Annotated in this window: 15 protein-coding genes; 3 read left to right on the top strand and 12 right to left on the bottom strand. The window is 67.9% G+C overall.

Annotated elements, in window-relative coordinates; all coding sequences use genetic code 11:
• Nucleotides 1–6 precede the first annotated feature (6 nt).
• The gene (locus MJO54_RS05150; RefSeq protein ID WP_046284191.1) at nucleotides 7–1,992 is read right to left on the bottom strand and encodes a vWA domain-containing protein; all 1,986 of its coding nucleotides are present in this window, start codon (nucleotides 1,990–1,992) and stop codon (nucleotides 7–9) included.
• Nucleotides 1,985–3,382 carry a sigma 54-interacting transcriptional regulator gene (locus MJO54_RS05145; RefSeq protein ID WP_434006611.1) on the bottom strand — a complete coding sequence of 466 codons (1,398 nt, stop codon included), beginning with the start codon at nucleotides 3,380–3,382 and terminating at the stop codon, nucleotides 1,985–1,987. Before MJO54_RS05145 ends, MJO54_RS05150 begins: the two co-directional genes overlap by 8 nt.
• Nucleotides 3,383–3,465: 83 nt before the next feature.
• Here MJO54_RS05145 and MJO54_RS05140 point away from each other — a divergent pair, with 83 nt between their 5' ends.
• Nucleotides 3,466–4,503, top strand: coding sequence for an alpha/beta hydrolase (locus MJO54_RS05140; RefSeq protein WP_065152082.1), 1,038 nt, complete (start codon nucleotides 3,466–3,468; stop codon nucleotides 4,501–4,503).
• Here the strand turns inward: MJO54_RS05140 and MJO54_RS05135 are convergent.
• Both MJO54_RS05135 and MJO54_RS05130 read right to left on the bottom strand, forming a co-directional pair.
• On the bottom strand, nucleotides 4,500–5,102 hold the full coding sequence (locus tag MJO54_RS05135; RefSeq protein ID WP_046284194.1) for a TetR/AcrR family transcriptional regulator: 603 nt from the start codon (nucleotides 5,100–5,102) through the stop codon (nucleotides 4,500–4,502). The two genes, MJO54_RS05140 and MJO54_RS05135, sit on opposite strands and share 4 nt — an antisense overlap.
• Nucleotides 5,103–5,105: 3 nt before the next feature.
• Entirely contained in the window at nucleotides 5,106–6,881 is a 1,776-nt protein-coding gene (locus MJO54_RS05130) for an N-acyl-D-amino-acid deacylase family protein (protein ID WP_046284195.1), read from the bottom strand.
• 158 nt (nucleotides 6,882–7,039) lie between these two features.
• Here MJO54_RS05130 and MJO54_RS05125 point away from each other — a divergent pair, with 158 nt between their 5' ends.
• Nucleotides 7,040–8,413 (top strand): HNH endonuclease signature motif containing protein, encoded by a 1,374-nt coding sequence (locus MJO54_RS05125; protein ID WP_240175737.1) that lies wholly within the window; start codon nucleotides 7,040–7,042, stop codon nucleotides 8,411–8,413.
• A 1-nt stretch (nucleotide 8,414) separates the two neighbouring features.
• Here the strand turns inward: MJO54_RS05125 and purH are convergent, their stop codons facing one another.
• The 5 genes from purH to MJO54_RS05095 all read right to left on the bottom strand — a co-directional run bounded on the left by purH (nucleotide 8,415) and on the right by MJO54_RS05095 (nucleotide 13,750).
• Nucleotides 8,415–9,980: a bifunctional phosphoribosylaminoimidazolecarboxamide formyltransferase/IMP cyclohydrolase gene (gene purH / locus MJO54_RS05120; RefSeq protein WP_065152779.1), complete on the bottom strand. Its 1,566-nt coding sequence runs from the start codon at nucleotides 9,978–9,980 to the stop codon at nucleotides 8,415–8,417.
• The gene (gene purN / locus MJO54_RS05115) at nucleotides 9,977–10,564 is read right to left on the bottom strand and encodes a phosphoribosylglycinamide formyltransferase (RefSeq protein WP_046286313.1); all 588 of its coding nucleotides are present in this window, start codon (nucleotides 10,562–10,564) and stop codon (nucleotides 9,977–9,979) included. Before purN ends, purH begins: the two co-directional genes overlap by 4 nt.
• 209 nt (nucleotides 10,565–10,773) lie before the next feature.
• Entirely contained in the window at nucleotides 10,774–11,250 is a 477-nt protein-coding gene (locus MJO54_RS05105) for a hypothetical protein (protein ID WP_082108414.1), read from the bottom strand.
• An 82-nt stretch (nucleotides 11,251–11,332) separates the two neighbouring features.
• Nucleotides 11,333–12,793 (bottom strand): cell division protein PerM, encoded by a 1,461-nt coding sequence (locus MJO54_RS05100; protein WP_065152787.1) that lies wholly within the window; start codon nucleotides 12,791–12,793, stop codon nucleotides 11,333–11,335.
• 45 nt (nucleotides 12,794–12,838) lie between these two features.
• Nucleotides 12,839–13,750, bottom strand: a complete 912-nt coding sequence (locus MJO54_RS05095; protein ID WP_065152780.1) for a DUF5336 domain-containing protein — start codon at nucleotides 13,748–13,750, stop codon at nucleotides 12,839–12,841.
• Nucleotides 13,751–13,905: 155 nt separating this feature from the next.
• Between MJO54_RS05095 and MJO54_RS05090 the strand changes: the two genes are divergently transcribed.
• Nucleotides 13,906–14,754, top strand: coding sequence for an LLM class F420-dependent oxidoreductase (locus MJO54_RS05090; RefSeq protein ID WP_240175736.1), 849 nt, complete (start codon nucleotides 13,906–13,908; stop codon nucleotides 14,752–14,754).
• Nucleotides 14,755–14,867: 113 nt separating this feature from the next.
• Here the strand turns inward: MJO54_RS05090 and MJO54_RS05085 are convergent, their stop codons facing one another.
• The 3 genes from MJO54_RS05085 to sucC form a co-directional block, all read right to left on the bottom strand.
• On the bottom strand, nucleotides 14,868–16,400 hold the full coding sequence (locus MJO54_RS05085; RefSeq protein WP_240175735.1) for an acetyl-CoA acetyltransferase: 1,533 nt from the start codon (nucleotides 16,398–16,400) through the stop codon (nucleotides 14,868–14,870).
• A gap of 85 nt (nucleotides 16,401–16,485) precedes the next feature.
• Nucleotides 16,486–17,388, bottom strand: a complete 903-nt coding sequence (gene sucD / locus MJO54_RS05080; RefSeq protein WP_046286308.1) for a succinate--CoA ligase subunit alpha — start codon at nucleotides 17,386–17,388, stop codon at nucleotides 16,486–16,488.
• A gap of 3 nt (nucleotides 17,389–17,391) precedes the next feature.
• Entirely contained in the window at nucleotides 17,392–18,570 is a 1,179-nt protein-coding gene (gene sucC / locus MJO54_RS05075) for an ADP-forming succinate--CoA ligase subunit beta (protein WP_024443705.1), read from the bottom strand.
• Nucleotides 18,571–18,620: the final 50 nt, after the last annotated feature.

The following is an 18,620-nucleotide window of genomic DNA, read 5'->3' as shown; positions in this document are numbered from 1 at the left end:
TGCCACTTAGCGGCGGCGCGACCTCAGGTAATCCCCGACCACCGCAGCGCCCAGACCGTCGAGTTCCGGAACCACCACCCGGCCCTGGACCCGCCGCGCCACCTGGTCGATGAAGCGGGCCAGCCCGGGATCGTCACCGAGCCGGAAGATCGTCACCTGCGCACCGAGTCGGGCGACGTCATCGAAGCCCCGCACGGTGTGGGCGATGGTCCGCGGGTGTGGCGGGTAGTCAAAAAACACCGCGGAACCCGCCCCTGCGCCGTCATAGTCCTCCAAGTGCGCCGTCGGCTCCCCGTCGGTGACCACCAGGACCACCGGCTGGGCGTTGGGGTGACGGCGCAGGTGCCGACTGGCCAGCGCCAGCGCATGGTGCAGATTGGTGCCCTGCTCGTAGACACCTTCCAGCCCGGTCAGCTCCGCGGCGGTCACCGTGCGCGCATAGCGCCCGAAGGCGATGATCTGCAACGCATCTGAACGGAACCGCGTGCTGACCAGGTGGTTCAACGCCAGCGCGGTGCGCTTCATCGGCAGCCAACGGTTGTCCATCACCATCGAGAACGACGTATCCACCAGCAGCGCAACGGCGGACTGAGTGCGCGTCTCGGTCTCGGAGACCTCGACGTCCTCCACGCTGATCGACAGCCGGCCGCGAGTGGCGGCCGTGCCCGGTTCGGCTACTTCGCGCAGTACCGCGTTGGTGAGGGTCCGGGTGACGTTCCACGGCTCCGTGTCGCCGAACTGCCAGGGCCGGGTCGCCCCGGTCAGCTCGCCGGCCGCCCCGGCCCGACGGTGGTCGCGTTCGCCGCGACGTCCCGAAAGTTGCCGCGCCACATCACGTAACGCCGTTTCGCCGAGCCGGCGCATCGCCTTCGGCGACAGCCGCCACTGCCCGTCAGAGCTGCGGTCCAGAAACCCTTGGTTGAGCAGCGCACGTTCCAGCTCGGCCAGCGTGCGTGCGTCGACGGCGGCCTGGTCGCCGAGTTGACGGGCCAGCGCGTCAAGGTCGACGTCGTCCATGCTCGCGCCCGGATACGCCTGCGACAGCTGCTCAGCAAGCTGCTCGAGCTCGGCGATATCGGACAGGGCCTGGGCGCCCTCCCCCATGCCGAGCGGGTTGTTGCCGGAGAACTCCGACGAGCCGGTCCAGTCCTCGCCCGGCCGAGCCGCCTGCAGATGCGCGTCCAGGCGTCCGAGCGCCTGCTGCAAGGCCGGGGAGCCGAATGCCTGCTCGGCCAAGGCATCCAGCTCGGCACGCTGCTCGGCGCTCAGGCTGTTACGGAAGCGCTGCGCGGCGGCCGCCCGCTGCGCCAGCGAATCCAGCAGCTCCTCGACATTGCGCGGGTTCTCCGGGAAGAACTCGCCATGGGAGTCCATGAACTGCTCGAAGTCCTGCGCGGTGTCTTCGCCACGAGAATGCTTGTCCAACAGGTCATTGAGATCGTCGAGCATGTCGCTGACCCGTTGCCGGTCGGCGTCGGTGGCCCCTTCCAGCGCCTGCTTCATGCCGGCGAAACGCTGGTCGAGCATCTCGCGGCCGAGCAGGTCCTTGATCTTCTCGTAAGACTCGCGGGCCTCGCCGCTGCGCCAGTTGTAGTCGGCGAGCTCCTGCACCGCTTTGGCCGGCGACGGCGACAGCCCCTCGATCTGCATCTCGGCGAAGCGGGCGTCGTCGTCGAGTGCGCGGGCCAGCTCTTTGCGTTCAGCGAGCACCGCTTCGTCGAGTAGCTTTTTGACCTCGGCTAGCGTGCCATCCAAGTTGTTGCGGCGCAACAGTTCCCGACGCCTGCGTTGCGCCTCGGCCGCCAGCTGATCGGCGCCGGTCATGCTCTTGGTGCCGCGCCGCAACAGCTCTTGCAGGGCCCGGTGCGGAGAGGTCCCCTCCATGACGTCACGGCCAATCTCCTCCAGCGCCTCGGCCAGATCGACCGGCGGCGCCAACGGATCCGGCCCACCGGAGTAGGCCGAATACCGCGAAGCGTGACTTCTAGCCATAGACGGTTTCGCCCTCGTCGGAGGTCTTGTCGATGCGCTTGGCCAAATACAGTGCTTCCAGGGCCAACTCAAGTGCCGCGGCACGTTCGCCGTCGGATTCCGCGCCCAGGCGCTGCGCGACGGCGTCGATCACCGGCAGATCCGGCAGCGCCGCCAGCACCGCTTTGGCCGAGATCCGCTCTCCCGTCGTCACCGTCGCGTCCTCGACCGCCGCCACCAGCGGTCCCACGTCGATCCCGCCCAGTGCCCGCGATGCGGTATCGGCGGTAGCCCGCCGCAACAGGTGCTCCAGCACGGCCTGCTCGCGCCCCTCCTCGCCGGATTCGAATTCCAGCTTGCCGCGCAGCACGTCGACGATCGTGCTCAGGTCCACCACTCGGGCCACCGGGTCGGTTTCGCCCAGCACCGCGCCGCGGTGGCGCGCCGAGGCCGCCACCGTCTCCGCGGCGGCAATCGCGAAGCGCGCCGAGACGCCGGAGCGCTGGTCCACCGAGCGAGACTCCCGCAGGTAGCGGGCGAATCGGGCCAACACCGCCAGTAGGTAGTCGGGTACCTGCGCACTCAGATGCGCCTCTTGGGCGATCACGCCGACCTCGGCGTCGAGTTCCAGCGGGTAGTGGGTGCGGATCTCGGCGCCGAAGCGGTCCTTGAGCGGGGTGATGATGCGGCCGCGGTTGGTGTAGTCCTCCGGGTTGGCGCTGGCGACCACCAGCACGTCCAGCGGCAGCCGTAGCGTGTAGCCGCGCACCTGGATGTCGCGTTCCTCCATCACGTTGAGCATCGCGACCTGGATGCGCTCGGCGAGGTCGGGCAGTTCGTTCACGGCGACCACGCCGCGGTGCGCCCGCGGGATCAGGCCATAGGCGATGGTTTCGGGGTCACCCAGACTGCGGCCTTCGGCCACCTTGATCGGGTCGATGTCGCCGACCAGGTCGGCGACGCTGGTGTCTGGGGTGGCCAGCTTCTCCGTGTAGCGCTCGCTGCGGTGGCGCCACGCCACCGGCAGCTCGTCACCGAGCTCGGCCGCCCGACGAATCGACTCGGGCGTGATCGGCGAATACGGGTGCTCGCCAAGCTCGGCGCCGGCGATCACCGGGGTCCACTCGTCGAGCAATCCGCTCAATGCGCGCAGCAGCCGGGTCTTGCCCTGGCCGCGCTCGCCGAGCAGCACGATGTCGTGACCGGCGATCAACGCGCGCTCAAGTTGCGGCAGCACGGTGTCCTCGAAGCCGAAAATGCCTGGCCAGATGGCTGCGGCGTCGTCACCGTTGCCGAGTCGGGCCAACAGGTTCTCGGCGATCTCCTGTTTGACCCCCCTCTCACGGTGGCCGGCAGCACGCAGCTCACCGAGAGTCTTGGGCAGGTCGTGCGGGGCATTCGGCGCGGTCACCACTCCACGCTACGACGGGCATGAAAGTCCGTCACGATGTCCTGCGTTTATCCAGGCGCCCAATACCCGATACCCTGGGTACTGTGAACTTTCCGGAATGGCGCGAACGACCGGCTCAGACCTACTTCGGTCCGGCATCCTGGCAGGCCCGACTACTGGCTGCGGCCGCGGCGATCTTTTTGCGCACCTCGATCGCCGTGCTGACCCTGGTCGGCATGGTCGTCAACCGGTTCTGGCCCGCCGGCCTGCAGCGGGCACGCCTTGACCTCATCGACCAGCCGATGCGCTACATCCGGGCGCTGCCGGGCACCGAGGTGACACCGGAGCGATTGACCGACTGTCCGGCGGAATGGGTCGTGGCACCGAGTGCGCGCGACTCAAACCGGGTGATCGTCTACTTCCACGGTTCGGCACTGGTCACACTGGGCCTCAATTCGCATCGCCGCTTTGCCAGCAAGCTCTCCGCGGTCACCGGCGCGAAGGTGTTCAACGTCGGCTACCGATTGGCCCCGCTGGCCGGAATCGACGAGGCAGTCGCCGACGGTCTGTGCGCCTACCGCCGGGTCCTGGACGCTGGATTCACCGCAGAACACATTGTGGTGGCGGGAGATTCGGCAGGCGGCCTGATGGCGGTGAACACCGCCATCGCTGCACGAGATGCCGGGCTGCCGGCGCCCGCCGGTCAGGTGTTGATGTCAGCGCTGACGTCGTCGGACATGGAGATCAAACGCGAGGCCGCCCGCACCCACCGCGACCCGTTCTTCCCGTTCATGGCGTTCATGTTCATCTACCGGGTGTTCGCCACCGTGAACGGCACCCGCGAGCTGCCGGTCATGCCGCCGGAGGCGGAGCTGCGCGGGCTCGGACCGTTCCTGTTGCAGGTCGGCAACAACGAGATGCTGCGCAACGACACGTTCGTGCTGGCCGACAAGCTGACCGCCGCCGGCGTGCCGAACTGGGTTCAGGTCTGGGACCGTGCGTTGCACATGTTCCAGCTCACCTTCGACTTCAATCCCGACGCCCGCCGAGCCGTTGCCGAGATCGCCGACTTCGTGGACCACGTGACGGCGGCCGCACCGAGAGATGCCGGCTCGGCGTCCGTCAGCGGCGAGAGTGCCTAAGACGTCCGGCGTTCACTCCAGTCCTCAAAAAGCTTCAGCAGCAACGGAATGCGGTTAGCCTCGATCTCGGGCTGCGGCAGCACAGTCCGTACGATCGCGGCGCCATCGAAGGTGTTGGTGAGCAGCGTCACCACGTTGGGGAACAGGTCCTCGGGAAATGCGTCGGCGCCGGGAAACCCACGGGCGGTGTCGTAGATCTTCGCGCGGTATTCGTCCAGAACCTCCGACAGCGTGGACCGCAGCTTCTCGTCGGTGCGTGCGGCGATCAGCAACTCGTAGACCACCGCGTTGTTGGAGTTCGCCGTCAGATCACGCAGTACGGTCAACACCGCTTCCAACGCCGAGCCGTCGGCCGGGATCTCCGCCACCTGCTTGCCGATCAAGTCCAGCTGACGGCGCAGCACCTCCTGGGCAGTGGCCGCCATGAAGGCACCCATGGTGCCGAAGTGGCGGAACAACGCTCCATCGGACACCCCGGCGCGAGCGGCGATCACCTTGGCCGACGCCCGCGCGTAGCCGATCTCGGAGATGGTGGAGATGCTGGCGTCGAGCAGGCGCGCGACGGTGGTCTCGCGGCGCTCCTGCTGGGTTCTGGCCATGCGCTAGACCGATTGCAGCTCACGGGATCCGGCGCGCAGGAAACGGCCGGACTTCACGGTGGTGCCGTAGCCGTCGCAGAACTGCCCGTTGCGGAACACCACGGTGCCGCCAACGCCGGTAGCCACCACCGCGTCGTCATTGCGGTTGACCATCCGACTCAGGTCGCCGTAGAACGGCACCTTCTCCTCGTGGTAGCCGTCGACGGCATCGGTCAGACCGGCCGGGTCGATCACCACGAAGTCCGCGCGGTCGCCTGGGCGCAGCGTGCCGGCGTCGAACCCGAACCAGTCGGCGACTTCGGAGGTCAGCCGGTATACCGCCCGCTGGACGCTCATGAACGGCCGCCCGGCCGCCTCGGCGTCGCGGACGCGCTTGAGCAGGCGCAGCGAGAAGTTGTAGAAGGCCATGTTGCGTAGGTGCGCTCCGGCGTCGGAGAACCCCATATGGATAACCGGTTCGTTAGCCAACTTGTCGAGCTGCTTGGGCCGATGATTGGCGACGATCGTGGTCCAGCGGACGTTGCGTTCGCCGTTGTCCACCAGCACATCGAGGAACGCATCCAAGGGGTGCAGCCCGCGTTCCTCGGCGATCTGCCCGAAGCTCTTGCCGACCAGGCCGGCATCAGGGCATTCGACGATCACCGCGTCGTGGAAGTCGCGGTGCCACAAGGACGGACCCAGCTTTTTGCGGTCGAAGGCCTTGCGGAACCGGCGCCGGTACTCGGTGTCGGCCAGTAGCGCGTTGCGCTCCAACTGGTCGCGCAGATGCAGCGCGGCGGTTCCCGCGCCGAATTCCTCGAACACCGGCAGATCGATTCCGTCGGAATACAACTCGAACGGCACGGGCAGGTGCTGGAATCGCACGCTGGAGCCCAGCAGGGCGTTGAGCAGCCGAGCACCGGGACCGAAGACCCGGACCGCGCCCGGCGCCGACTTGGCGTCCGCGGAGACCAGCAGGCTCATTCGAACCCCGCGTCGCCGACCGAACATTCCACTGCTAGTCAGGAAGAAGTTCAACGCCGTCAACGGGTTTCGGACGTCGGGAGCACTCTGCAACATCCGGCCCCGCTTGCGCAGCACCTTGATCAACCGCCGGCGCTCACGCCAGGTGGCGAACGTCGACGGCAGTGCCCGGGACCGGAACCGGTCGCCGTCGAGCTTGTCGATCGGGGCGTCCATCCCTGACATGCCCAACAGTCCAGCCTCGAGGCCTTGGTCGAGCAGGGCAGCCATCTTCTCCAGCTCGGCATCGGTCGGGACGACGCCGTCGGTGGTCGCGCGGTCCAAGCCGAGCACCGCGGTCCGCAGGTCCGAGTGGCCGAGCATGGAGCTGATGTTGGGACCGAGTGGCAACTCCTCGAGAGCATGCACATACTCGGCGGGCGTGGACCAGGTCTTCTTGGACTGCAGCGCGTCCAGCACGAATTTCCGCGGGACCGCCTCGACCCGGCTGAACAGGTCGGCGGCATCCTCGGACTCGGCGTACACCGTCGACAGCGAGCAGTTGCCCAGCAGCACCGTGGTGACGCCGTGGCGCACCGATTCCCGCAGACCCGGATCCAGCAGCACCTCGGCGTCGTAGTGGGTGTGCACATCGATGAAGCCCGGGACCACCCATTTGCCGGCCGCCTCGATCACGTCCGGGCAGCCGGTCTCATCCAGCTCCCCCGCAACGATGTCGGCGACGACGCCGTCGCGGATGCCCAGGGTGCGGACCTGGGGGGCGTTGCCCAGGCCGTCGAACCACAGTCCGTTGCGGATGATCAGGTCGTAGGCCACCAGGTCTCCCCACTTCGAAGTTGAGATAGATAGTGAGCGCATACAATCTTTCTGTCAAGGGTTAGGCCCCTCCGGGCCGTTATCCCCAGTTCGGACTTACTCCACAGATTCGCGTTCTACCGGCGCCAATGCCCGCAAGGGCGCACTAGTATTAGCACATGCGTTCGAATTCCCGGGAAGCGATTGTCGAGGTGTTCGACGCGCTGGCCGCGGATCTCGATCGAGCGCTGGAACTAGATTTCGATGCGTTGACCCCGCGGGAATGCGTGGCGCTGTTGAGGCGCTGCGAAGTGCTACGGCGCCGGTTGCCGGCAGTGGAGCATCCGATGGTCAACCACGTAGCCGCCGCCGATCCGGTGGAGTTGGGCGGGAAAGCGCGCTGGGTTCTGGCGGACGAGCTGCACATCGCCCGCGGCGAAGCCGCCCGTCGCATCAGTGATGCCGCGGAGCTGGGGCCGCGCCGCACGCTGACCGGTGAACCGTTGGAACCGGTATTGCCGGAAGTGGCGGCAGCGCAGCGGGAGGGGCGGGTCGGGGCCGCCCACATCGGCGTGATTCGCTCGTTCTTCCACTACCTGCCCGACGACACTGATGCGGGCACCCTGACCCAGGCCGAGCACCAGCTGGCCGGGTTGGCCGGGCAGTGTCGCCCCGACGAACTGGCCAAACTGGCCCAACGCCTCGCCGACTACCTGCACCCCGACGGCAACTACAGCGACGACCAGCGCGCCAAACACCGTGGTGTGGTGCTGGGACCCCAGAACCGTGACGGTATGACCCCCATCAAAGGATTCCTCGATCCCCAAGCCCGCGCCACGTGGGATGCGGTGCTGGCCCGCTGGGCCGCCCCCGGCATGTGCAACCCGGATGACCCCACCCCCTGTGTGAAGGGCACGCCCTCACAGGCGGGAATCGACGCCGATTCGCGCAGTGCCGCACAACGCAACCACGACGCCCTCACCGCCATGGGCCGCGCCCTGCTCGCCTCCGGAGATCTAGGGCAGCACAACGGATTACCGGCCAGCATCATCGTCTCGACCACCCTGACCGACCTGGAAGCCAGCACCGGCAAAGCCCACACCGGCGGCGGCACCTGGCTACCCATGCGCGACGTCATCGCCATGGCCAGCCACGCCCACCACTACCTGCGGATCTACGACGGCGCCAAAGAACTGGCGCTGTTCCACACCAAACGGCTCGCCTCGCCGGGGCAGCGAATCGTGCTCTACGCCAAGGAACGCGGGTGCAGCCACCCCAACTGCCCGGTCGCCGGCTATTACTGCGAGGTCCACCATGACGACGACTACGCGAAAACCAAGCGCACCGACGTCACCGACCTGACCCTGCGCTGCGGTCCCCACCATGAACTCATGACCTCAGGCGGCTGGAAAACCCGCAAACGCCACGACGGCACCACCCAAACCCTGCCGCCGCCACACCTAGACCACGGTCAACCTCGGGTCAACCATTACCATCACCCCGAAAAACTGCTGGGCGACAACGGTTCCGGTGCCGACGACGACGGGCCTTAGCTCAGTGCGCGAAGTGCCGTGCCCCGGTCAGATACAGCGTGATCCCGGCCTCGGCCGCCGCCGCCGTCACCTCGTCGTCGCGCACCGAGCCGCCCGGGTGCACAATCGCCTTCACCCCGGCCGCGGTCAGCGTCTGCAGACCGTCGGGGAACGGGAAGAACGCATCCGAGGCAGCGACCGCACCGGCCACCCGCTCGCCCCCGCGCTCCACCGCCAGCCGGGCGGCGTCGACCCGGTTTACCTGGCCCATGCCCACGCCGATGGTGGCGCCGTCGCCCGCGACCACAATCGCGTTGGATTTGACCGCGCGGCAGGCCCGCCAGGCGAAGACCAGGTCGGCCAGGGTGGCCGCATCCGCCGGTTCCCCGGTGGCCAGTGTCCAGTTCGCCGGGTTGTCGCCCGGTGCGTCGAGACCGTCGCGGCTCTGCATCAACAGCCCACCGCTGATTTGGCGCCATTCAGTGCCGCCGCGCAGCGGCTCGGACGCCAACAGCACCCGGATGTTCTTCTTGCGCGACAAGATCTCCACGGCCCCGGCCTCGTAGGCCGGGGCGATGATCACCTCGGTGAAGATCGTGCTGACGTACTCGGCCATCTCGACGCTGACCTCGGTGTTGGCCGCGATGACGCCGCCGAACGCGCTCAGGGGGTCGCACTCGTGCGCCTTGCGGTGGGCATCGGCCACCGAGGTCGCCGAGACCGCGATGCCGCACGGGTTGGCGTGCTTGATGATGGCCACGCAGGTCTCTTCGTGATCGAACGCCGCCCGCCACGCTGCGTCCGCGTCGGTGAAGTTGTTGTAGGACATCTCTTTTCCGTGCAGCTGCTCGGCCTGAGCCAAGCCCGGCCACGCACCGGCGTCACAGTAGAGAGCGGCCTGCTGGTGGGGGTTCTCGCCGTAGCGAAGCTGCGCGGCGCGGCGGTAGGTGCGTGCGTACCATTCCGGCAGTGCTTGGCGCGGCTCTTCGGGAGCCAGCGTCGACGACATCCAGCTGGCGACCGCGACGTCGTATTCGGCGGTGTGCCGAAATGCCAGGGACGCCAAGCGCTTCCGCTCTTCGAGGGTGAAGCCGCCGGCGTTGACCGCAGCCAGCACACCGTCGTAGCCGAGCGGGTCGACCACCACGGCGACACTGGGGTGGTTCTTGGCGGCCGCCCGGATCATCGAGGGCCCGCCGATGTCGATCTGCTCGACACACTCGTCCTCGCCAGCGCCGGACTCCACGGTCTCGCTGAACGGGTACAGGTTGACCACCACCAGCTCGAACGCTGCGATGTCCAGCTCATCGAGCGCCGCGGCGTGCTCGGGCTTGCGCAGGTCGGCCAGCAGCCCGGCGTGCACCCGGGGGTGCAGAGTCTTGACTCGGCCGTCGAGCACCTCGGGGAAGCCAGTCACCTGCTCCACCGGCGTTACCGGAATGCCCTTGGCCGCAATCGACTTGGCGGTGGATCCGGTGGAGACGATATCCACGCCGGCGGCGTGCAGGCCGGCGGCCAGGTCAACCAGTCCGGTCTTGTCGTAGACGCTGATCAACGCCCGACGAATCGGTCGCTTGCCGTCGGTCATCCTAGGGTTGCCTTTCGTCCGTTCCAAGTCACGCCGCCGGTCGCCAATGCGGCCAGTACGTCAACCAGGAGCTTGCGCTCCACTTTCTTGATGCGTTCATGCAAAGAGTCTTCGTCGTCGCCGTCGAGCACGGCAACCGGCTCTTGGGCCAGCACCGGGCCGGTGTCGGTCCCGGCGTCCACCAGGTGCACGGTGCATCCGGTGACCTTGACCCCGTAGGCCAACGCCTCGGGCACCGCGTGCGCTCCCGGGAAGGAAGGCAGCAGCGCCGGATGGGTGTTGACGGTGCGCCCCAGGAAACGGGACAGGAAGTGCGAGCCCAGGATTTTCATGAAGCCCGCCGAAACCACCAGATCCGGGCTGTGAGCCGCGGTGGCCTCGGTCAGCGCGAGATCCCATGCTGCTCGGTTCGGATAGTCACCCGTTCGGACGGTGAACACCGGCAACCCCGCCGCCGTGGCGATCTCCACCGCGCGACAGTCCCGGTCAGTACCGACAGCGACCACCCGCGCGGGGTAGTCGTCTACCGCGGCGGCCAGCAGGGACTCGAGTAGCGACCCGGTGCCCGAAGCCAGCACCACCATTCGGGCGGGGACGCTGGGAGCCACATGGATCGGTTGCACGGTGACTGAGCCTAACGCGGTGATCGCAAGCGCGGCGAAGCCGGTCGCCGCGGGTCACCGCCATCGGCGGCGCGGTGATCGCAAGCGCGGCGAAGCCGGTCGCCGCGGGTCACCGCCATCGACAGTGGTGATTGTGAACCTAGCGAAGCTGGCCGCCAAACCCCCGCGGTTCAGCGAGGCTGCGCTCGGTCCCGGGCGACCCGAAGCGCGGCCGCCACTCCGTCGGTCCAGATCTCGACCATGTCCCAGGTGACCTCGGGATGGCCGATCGGCTGTGTCATCTTGCCGAGCTTGCTGACCCGCCCATACGCCAGGTCCTGAAAGTCGGGGTCGTCCAACTCGGGGAACTCGTCGTATTCACTGCAGAACCCCGCACCCTCCAGCTCGTCGTAGAGGGACTCCGCCAGGTCATCGGTCAATCCGGGGGTGCGCGACTGCGGCGACGGCTCGATCATCTGCATCCCGGCCTCGACGCCGTCCACCCAGATCAAGACCACCACGTCGAGCACCCGCTCATGGCCCGGCGGCAATATCAGGCCGGTCAGCATCTCGGCCCGGACTCCGGCCAGCATGTGCAGGTTCCGCCGCCTGGACGTGCCAGACGGGCCGTTCTTGCCGGCGGGCTCGGTGCCCACGACGTCGGTCATGTCGTCCCCCTGGAGTTCGGACGGTCGGCACTACCATCCGATCAGCCAGAGTCGACATATATAAGGGACTGAAGTCCTCGATTTAGCGGTCGTATCCGTCGTCGTCGGTGAACATCAGGTCTTCAGGGTCTTCCAGCGGGCCCGGCGGCTGCGTCGGCGCGTGCGCCCGGAACGGTCGCGGCGGCTCGGGTTCTGGCGTCCAATTCAACTCGCCGCCATCGTTGACCTCGTCTGGTTGGAAGCCCGGTTCGAAGTCGGCGTCGAACACCTCGTCGGCCTCGAAGGGCTCCCCGACTACTACGAGGTCCTCGGAATCGACGTCGGCGATGGGCGCCGGACCCGGTTCGGGGACGCCTTCGCGCTCCACGGGCCGCTCCGGGGCCGGTGGCAGCACACGTTGTTCGCCGACCACCGCATCAGCCCGCACCCCGCCGATCATCACCACCGTCAGCGCTCCGATCGCGGCGAACCAGCCGAACACCGCGGGCCCGAACGTCAGCTGATCGACCCCGACGTCGCCGAAGTTGCCCAGCCGTCCCCCACCGGCCAAGCCCAGTATGGCCATCGACACCGCCGCGATGAAGGCCGCCGCGACCACCTTGGCCAGTGCCGGAAGCAGCGGAAGCGGCCGGCGGGCGCACTGCTGCCCGACGGCCACTCCGGACGCCGCGCCGATGATCAGCAGCGCCACCCACGCGGGGCCTAACGGCGGGGTGGGCGCCGCAGCCAGGATCGGCAGCGCGGGGATGTCGCCGCCGAGAACGGTGAAGGCGCTGAACAGCGCGGGGCCGATGTGCGCACTCGAGCCGACCGCCATCGCCGTAGCGCCGACGAGGACATTGGGCACATACAGCAGCGCCAGCAGGGTCAGGCTGAGCTGGCCGAAAACTGAATCGGTGATCGCGTAGAGCTCGTGCATGGTCCCCCAGTGCCAGAGCAGGGAGAGCACCGTCACCGCCCCGGCCAGGCCGAACAGCGCCAGCATGCCGGTGATCGCGGCTCGCACCGAGTCCGCCAGCCAATCCGGCAGCCGGGTCTCGGCCAGCGCCCGCCGGCCCACCCGCGTCCCCACTCCCAGCGCCGCGCCGATCGCATGCATAAAGAAGACGTGCGCGAAGGCGCTCAGGGCATGCGGGGTCTGCAGTTCGGTGATGACCGACGCCGCGTCGTGGATGACCGCCAAGGAGACCGCTGCGATCAACAGTGGTCCACCGACCGCGGAGGCCACGATCCAGCGGATGACGAACCAGGAGGCCCCACGGGCGGTGGCCTGCGCCGTGGTCCGGGCTGTCCCGGCCACCATCAGCAGCACCGGCAGCAGCGGCAGCGCACCTAGGTCACGGCCGCCGATCGAGATCGGCACCTGGTGCACGCCCAGCCACATGCTGGCGATGGCACCCGAGGCGCCGGTCATGTCACTGTTGGCGATCAGCAACTGCAGCAGCGTCACCGCTGCGATGACCGTCAAAGCTACGACGGACGGGCCGAATGCGACCCGTAGCAGGTCGCGGGTCGGATTCGAACCTGGTTTGCCGCCGGTCACCGATGTCACGCTGCGAGCACGTTCAACTCGGCGCGCGGGCGCGGGTTAGGGCTGCGCCGGCCCCGACGAGGTGGAGCCGCCCTGCGACTGCTGGCCACCCGTCGAGCTCTGATCCGAACCGGCTGCGCTGTGTCCACCGGTCGACGCACTCCCCGACCCACCGGACGACGGCGAGTTGTAGGAGGGGAAGCCGGTCGGCGGGGTCGGCGGCCCCTGGGGTGCCGCCTGCTGTCCGCCGGAGTTGAAGCCGCCCGTCGACGGGGACGAGGGTGCCTGCTGCGCGCCGAAGCCGCCACTGGACGGTGCGGACGGGTAGCTGCCGTACGACGACGGGTAGCCTGGCTGCTGCGGAGCCTGCTGGCCCTGGTGTCCCTGGTGTCCCTGGTGGCCATAACCCTGCTGGCCGGGCTGACCGTAGTAGTTGCCGCCCGGCGGCAGGCCGTACTGGGCGTACGGGTCGTACTTGGGACGCGGCGCCGGCGCGGTGACCACGCCGGCCTCCAGTAGCAGCGATCCGACCGCGGCGGCGGCCTGCAGGACGCTGAAGATCAGGATCAGCCACAGGCCCCAGCCGATGGTGTAGCTGCCGCTGGCATCGGCGACGGTCGAAATGGCCAGCAGCGCACCCAGTGCCGAGACCACGGCGACCACCGCGGTGTAGCTCCTCGCCTTGGGCAGCAGGGCTGCACCGGCCAGTAGTGCGGCCAGCACCGCCAGCGGAACGGTGTGGCCGGCGTCGCTGAGGATCAGAGGGTAGTCGACGTCGGTGATCGTCACGATCGGGCCGAAGTTCGCCAAATAGACACCCAGGCCCAACGCAACTACTGCGATTCGGAGGTATTGCGGCACTTTGCTCTCGACTTCGCCACCCGATTTCGCGAACGACGGGGTCGGTTGTCCGTACGAGCCTGATGGTTGAGAAGGTTGGAAGCCGGGATTCCCGGGCGAGTAGGTCATGACCTCTCCTGTGCTTGTGGGCAGGGCGCTGGTGGGCGGTGCGGCGCGCTTCGACCATCCACGCTAGCGCACTTGCGGGCCGAGTCGGTGGGTCAACACTGCGCGACAAGGACCCCCCGTTGCCCGCCGAACAGGAACACGTTCTAATCGGGGCTATGGATTACGGGCTCGTGCTATTCACCAGTGACCGTGGAATCAACCCGGCGGCGGCCGCCAAACTCGCCGATGATCACGGCTTCACCACCTTCTATGTGCCGGAACACACGCATATTCCGGTGAAGCGACAGGCCGCTCACCCGACCACCGGCGACGAGTCCCTGCCCGATGACCGTTATATGCGCACCCTGGACCCGTGGGTAAGCCTGGGGGCCGCATGTGCGGTGACCTCGCGAGTGCGGCTGTCGACCGCGGTGGCACTGCCCGTCGAGCATGATCCGATCACGCTGGCGAAGTCGATTGCCACCCTGGATCACCTGTCCGGTGGGCGGGTGAGCCTGGGTGTCGGATTCGGTTGGAACACTGATGAACTGGCCGATCACGGCGTGCCGGCCGGCCGTCGGCGCACCATGCTTCGGGAGTACCTGGAGGCGATGCGGGCGCTGTGGACGGAGGAGGAGGCGTCCTACGAGGGCGAGTTCGTGAACTTCGGCCCGAGTTGGGCGTGGCCCAAGCCGGTGCAGTCGCACGTTCCGGTGCTGGTCGGTGCGGCCGGGACCGAGAAGAACTTCAAGTGGATCGCTCGCAGTGCCGACGGCTGGATCACCACGCCGCGCGACTTCGACATCGACGCGCCGGTCAAGTTGCTGCAGGACACCTGGGCGGCCGCCGGCCGCGACGGCGCACCGCAGATCGTGGCGCTGGACTTCAAGCCGGTGCCCGAGAAGCTGGCGCACTGGGCCGAGATCGGTGTCACCGAGACGCTGTTCGGTCTGCCCGACAAGTCCGAGTCCGAGGTGGCGGCTTACGTGGAGCGCCTGGCCGCCAAGCTGGGCCTCAGCGCCTAACGTTCAGCACCTAGCGCGGGAGCCCCACTCCGCGCGAAGGTGCGTGTTTGTCCGGCGACACGCCCGTTGTGCTGGCATTCTGTGCACCCTCGCGGCGGGACGGTGGTGGGGAATCAGCGCGGCGAGCAGCGGTTGCCGTAGTCGAATGCGTGCACCGTCACCGGGGCGCCCAGCGGGTCGCCGTCGGACAACAAGGCCACCAGGTCTTCGTCTTCGGTGGTCGCCAGGAACCGGGTGCCGTCGGCATCCAATCGGCCGATGACGATTCCGGTCCGGGTGTCCCAGTCGTAACGGACGCTGTAGGTCTCGATGGTGGCCGGGCCTTGGGCACTCTCGGTGACCGGCACAGCGGTTGCGTTGTCGGCCTGCGCCTGCAGCTCGGCGCTGCGATCGGCCTTCCACGGCACCGGGGTGGTCGAGTACACCCCGGCCGCGTACTTGCTCATCATGCCGCCGTTGGCCCCGACGAACGTGAATTGCCCTGGGACACTTCGCGCTGAGGCGACGGCCTCGGCGATCGCGTGCATCGAGTAGTTGTTGCCGGCGCCGCCGAAGAACGGCAGCCCGCCGGTCAGGGTCAGGCCGCGAGGGTCATCGGCGGACAGGCCGAACGCATCACAGATGGCAAACACCGGGACCGGGAAGCAGCTGTAGAGGTCCATGGCCGCGATGTCGTCGAAGCCGATCCCGGCCATCTCGAGCGCCTCGGTGGTGGCCGTGATGGCGGCCGGGTAGGCGCTCAGGTCGGGCCGTTCCAGCAGGCGCTGGGCGCGCTGGTCGGCGTGGCCGTGCAGGTACACCCAGCGGTCTTCGGGCACGCCCAGGCGGCGGGCGGCCTCGACCGACATCACCAGTACCGCGGCGCCCTGGTTGACCTGGTCGCGCGCCACCAGCAGTCGCGGATAGGGGTCGCAGATCATCCGGTTGCCGGCGCTGATGGTGGCCAGCTCGTCGACCGAGCGCTCCACCGGCGAGGCCGAGAACGGGTTCTTGGCGGCGATCTTGGTCATCGGCGCGAACAGCTCCGCCATCGCCTGCAAGTAGTCGGCGGTGCCCATGCCCAGCCGGGCACGCCGGGCGTTCTCCAGCAGGCCGTACTGCACCGGGGCACCGGTCAGCCCGTGGATGACGGTGTAGTGCTCGACGAACTCCTCCAGGCCGAAGCCGCGGTCTTCGAGCTGGCCGTCGATGGTCTCGGTGAAGTCCGGCTTGTTGTCGGCCTTGGCGAAGTGGCGCAGCGTTGAGGTCGCGTCGGACCCGCACAGCAGCACCACGTCGGCGGTGCCGGCCACGATCTCGCCGGCGAACTCGGTGAGCAGCTTCTGCGGCCCCTGACCGCCCACCTTGTCCAGCACCGCACGGGCCGGCTCCGCGCCGATCAGACGCGCGACGGACCGCGGGAAGTTGTTGGATTTGCCCAGCGGCGCAGGGGCTTTCGGAATCGAGATCTCGAACTGGCGGGTGGCCACTACCGCGTCGATGGCCGATGCGACCTGCTCTGAGCTCGCCCCGCAGTCGGCCAACGCTGCCTGCGCCGCGGCTGCGGCCAGCTCCACCGGCGACATCGCTCGATAGTCGGCGTCGTCGATGCGCTCGGCGGCCTGCCCGACGCCGACGACGACGGGAGTGCGGGGATCAATGCTCATGGTTCACCTTCCGAAGGCGAGCAGACGCGAAAGCCCCCAATTTCAGGCTGAAATGGGGGCTTTCACGTCTGCTCGGCAGAAACTGCTAGAGGCTCTCGAGGATCTGTCGAGCCAGGGCCGCGGTGGCCGACGGGGTCTTGCCCACCTTCACACCGGCGGCCTCCAGGGCCTCCTGCTTGGCGGCCGCAGTGCCCGACGAGCCCGACACGATGGCGCCGGCATGGCCCATGGTCTTGCCCTCCGGCGCGGTGAACCCGGCCACGTAGCCGACGACCGGCTTGGTGACGTTGGCCTTGATGTAGGCCGCGGCCCGCTCCTCGGCGTCGCCGCCGATCTCGCCGATCATCACGATGACCTTGGTGTTCGGGTCCTTCTCGAACGCCTCGATGGCGTCGATGTGGGTTGTGCCGATCACCGGGTCGCCGCCGATGCCGATGGCCGTGGAGAAACCGAAGTCCCGCAGCTCGTACATCATCTGGTAGGTCAGCGTGCCCGACTTCGACACCAGACCGATCGGGCCGGTGCCCGAGATGTTGGCCGGCGTGATGCCGACCAGGCACTCACCCGGGGTGATGATGCCGGGGCAGTTCGGCCCGATGATCCGGGTCTTCTCACCCTTGTCCACGTTGTAGGCCCAGGCGTAGGCGCTGTCCTGCACCGGGATGCCCTCGGTGATGACCACCAGCAGCGGGATCTCGGCGTCGATGGCCTCGATCATGGCGTCCTTGGAGAAGGCCGGCGGCACGAAGGCGATCGACACGTCGGCGCCGGTCTCCTTCATGGCCTCGGCGACACTGCCGTACACCGGCAGCTCGACGGCGTTACCGTCCTTGTCCTTGTGCGAGACGGTGGTGCCGGCCTTACGGGCGTTGACACCGCCGACGATCTGGGTGCCGGCGGCCAACATCCGCGCGGTGTGCTTGGTCGCCTCGGCACCGGTGATGCCCTGGACGATGACCTTGCTGTCCTTGTTGACGAAGATCGACATGACTTATGCGTCCTTTCCGGCTGCGAAAGCCAGCTCGGCGGCCTTGTCGGCGGCCTCGTCCATGGTGGCGACGACGGTCACCAGCGGGTGGTTGGCCTCGGCCAGGATCGCCCGGCCCTCCTCGACGTTGTTGCCGTCCAGGCGAACCACCAGCGGCTTGGTCGCGGCGTCACCGAGGATGCCCAGCGCCGACACGATGCCGTTGGCCACCGCGTCGCAGGCGGTGATCCCGCCGAACACGTTGACGAACACGCTCTTGACCTGCTTGTCACCCAGGATGACGTCCAGGCCGGCGGCCATCACCTCGGCGGAGGCGCCGCCCCCGATGTCGAGGAAGTTGGCCGGCTTCACGCCGCCGTGCTTCTCACCGGCGTAGGCGGTGACGTCCAGCGTCGACATGACCAGGCCGGCGCCGTTACCGATGATGCCGACCTCACCGTCGAGCTTGACGTAGTTCAGATCGTGCTCTTTGGCCTTGATCTCCAGCGGGTCGGTCGCGTCCAAGTCGGCGAACTCGGCGTGGCCGGGCTGCCGGAACTCAGCGTTGCCGTCCAGGGTGACCTTGCCGTCCAGCGCCAGGATCTGGTCGTCGGGGGTGCGAACCAGCGGGTTGACCTCGACCAGGGTGGCATCTTCGGCGACGAAGACCTCCCACAGCTTCTGGATGGTCACGGCGGCGGCGTCGAGCACCTCGGCGGGCAGGTGGCCCTGCTCGGCGATCGAGCGAGCGAACGCCAGGTCGACGCCCTTGACGGCGTCCACCGGCACCTTGGCCAGCCGTTCCGGCTTGGTCGCGGCGACCTCTTCGATCTCCATTCCGCCCTCGACCGAGCACATGGCCAGGTAGGTGCGGTTGGAGCGGTCGAGCAGGAAGGAGATGTAGTACTCCTCGGCGATGTCGCTCGCCTCGGCCACCAGCAGCTTCTTGACGATGTGGCCCTTGATGTCCAGACCGAGAATGTTCTGCGCGTGGGTCAGGGCGTCGTCCGGGGTGGCGGCGTACTTGACGCCACCGGCCTTACCGCGGCCACCGGCCTTGACCTGGGCCTTGACCATGACCGGCCGACCGATCTCGGTGGCGATGGCCTTGGCGTCCTCAGCCGAGGTGGTTACTCGACCGGGAGTGGTGGGCACGTTGTGCTTGGCGAACAGCTCCTTCGCCTGATACTCGAAAAGATCCATGGGCTCACTGTCTTATTACGGGTAGCCGGAAGGCCGGCACTGTCGGATTG

Origin of the sequence: Mycolicibacter virginiensis, assembly GCF_022374935.2 — a bacterium.
Taxonomy (GTDB): Bacteria; Actinomycetota; Actinomycetes; order Mycobacteriales; family Mycobacteriaceae; genus Mycobacterium; species Mycobacterium virginiense.
Note: the sequence above shows the minus strand (reverse complement) of the source record. Positions and strands in the feature narration are given on the sequence as shown.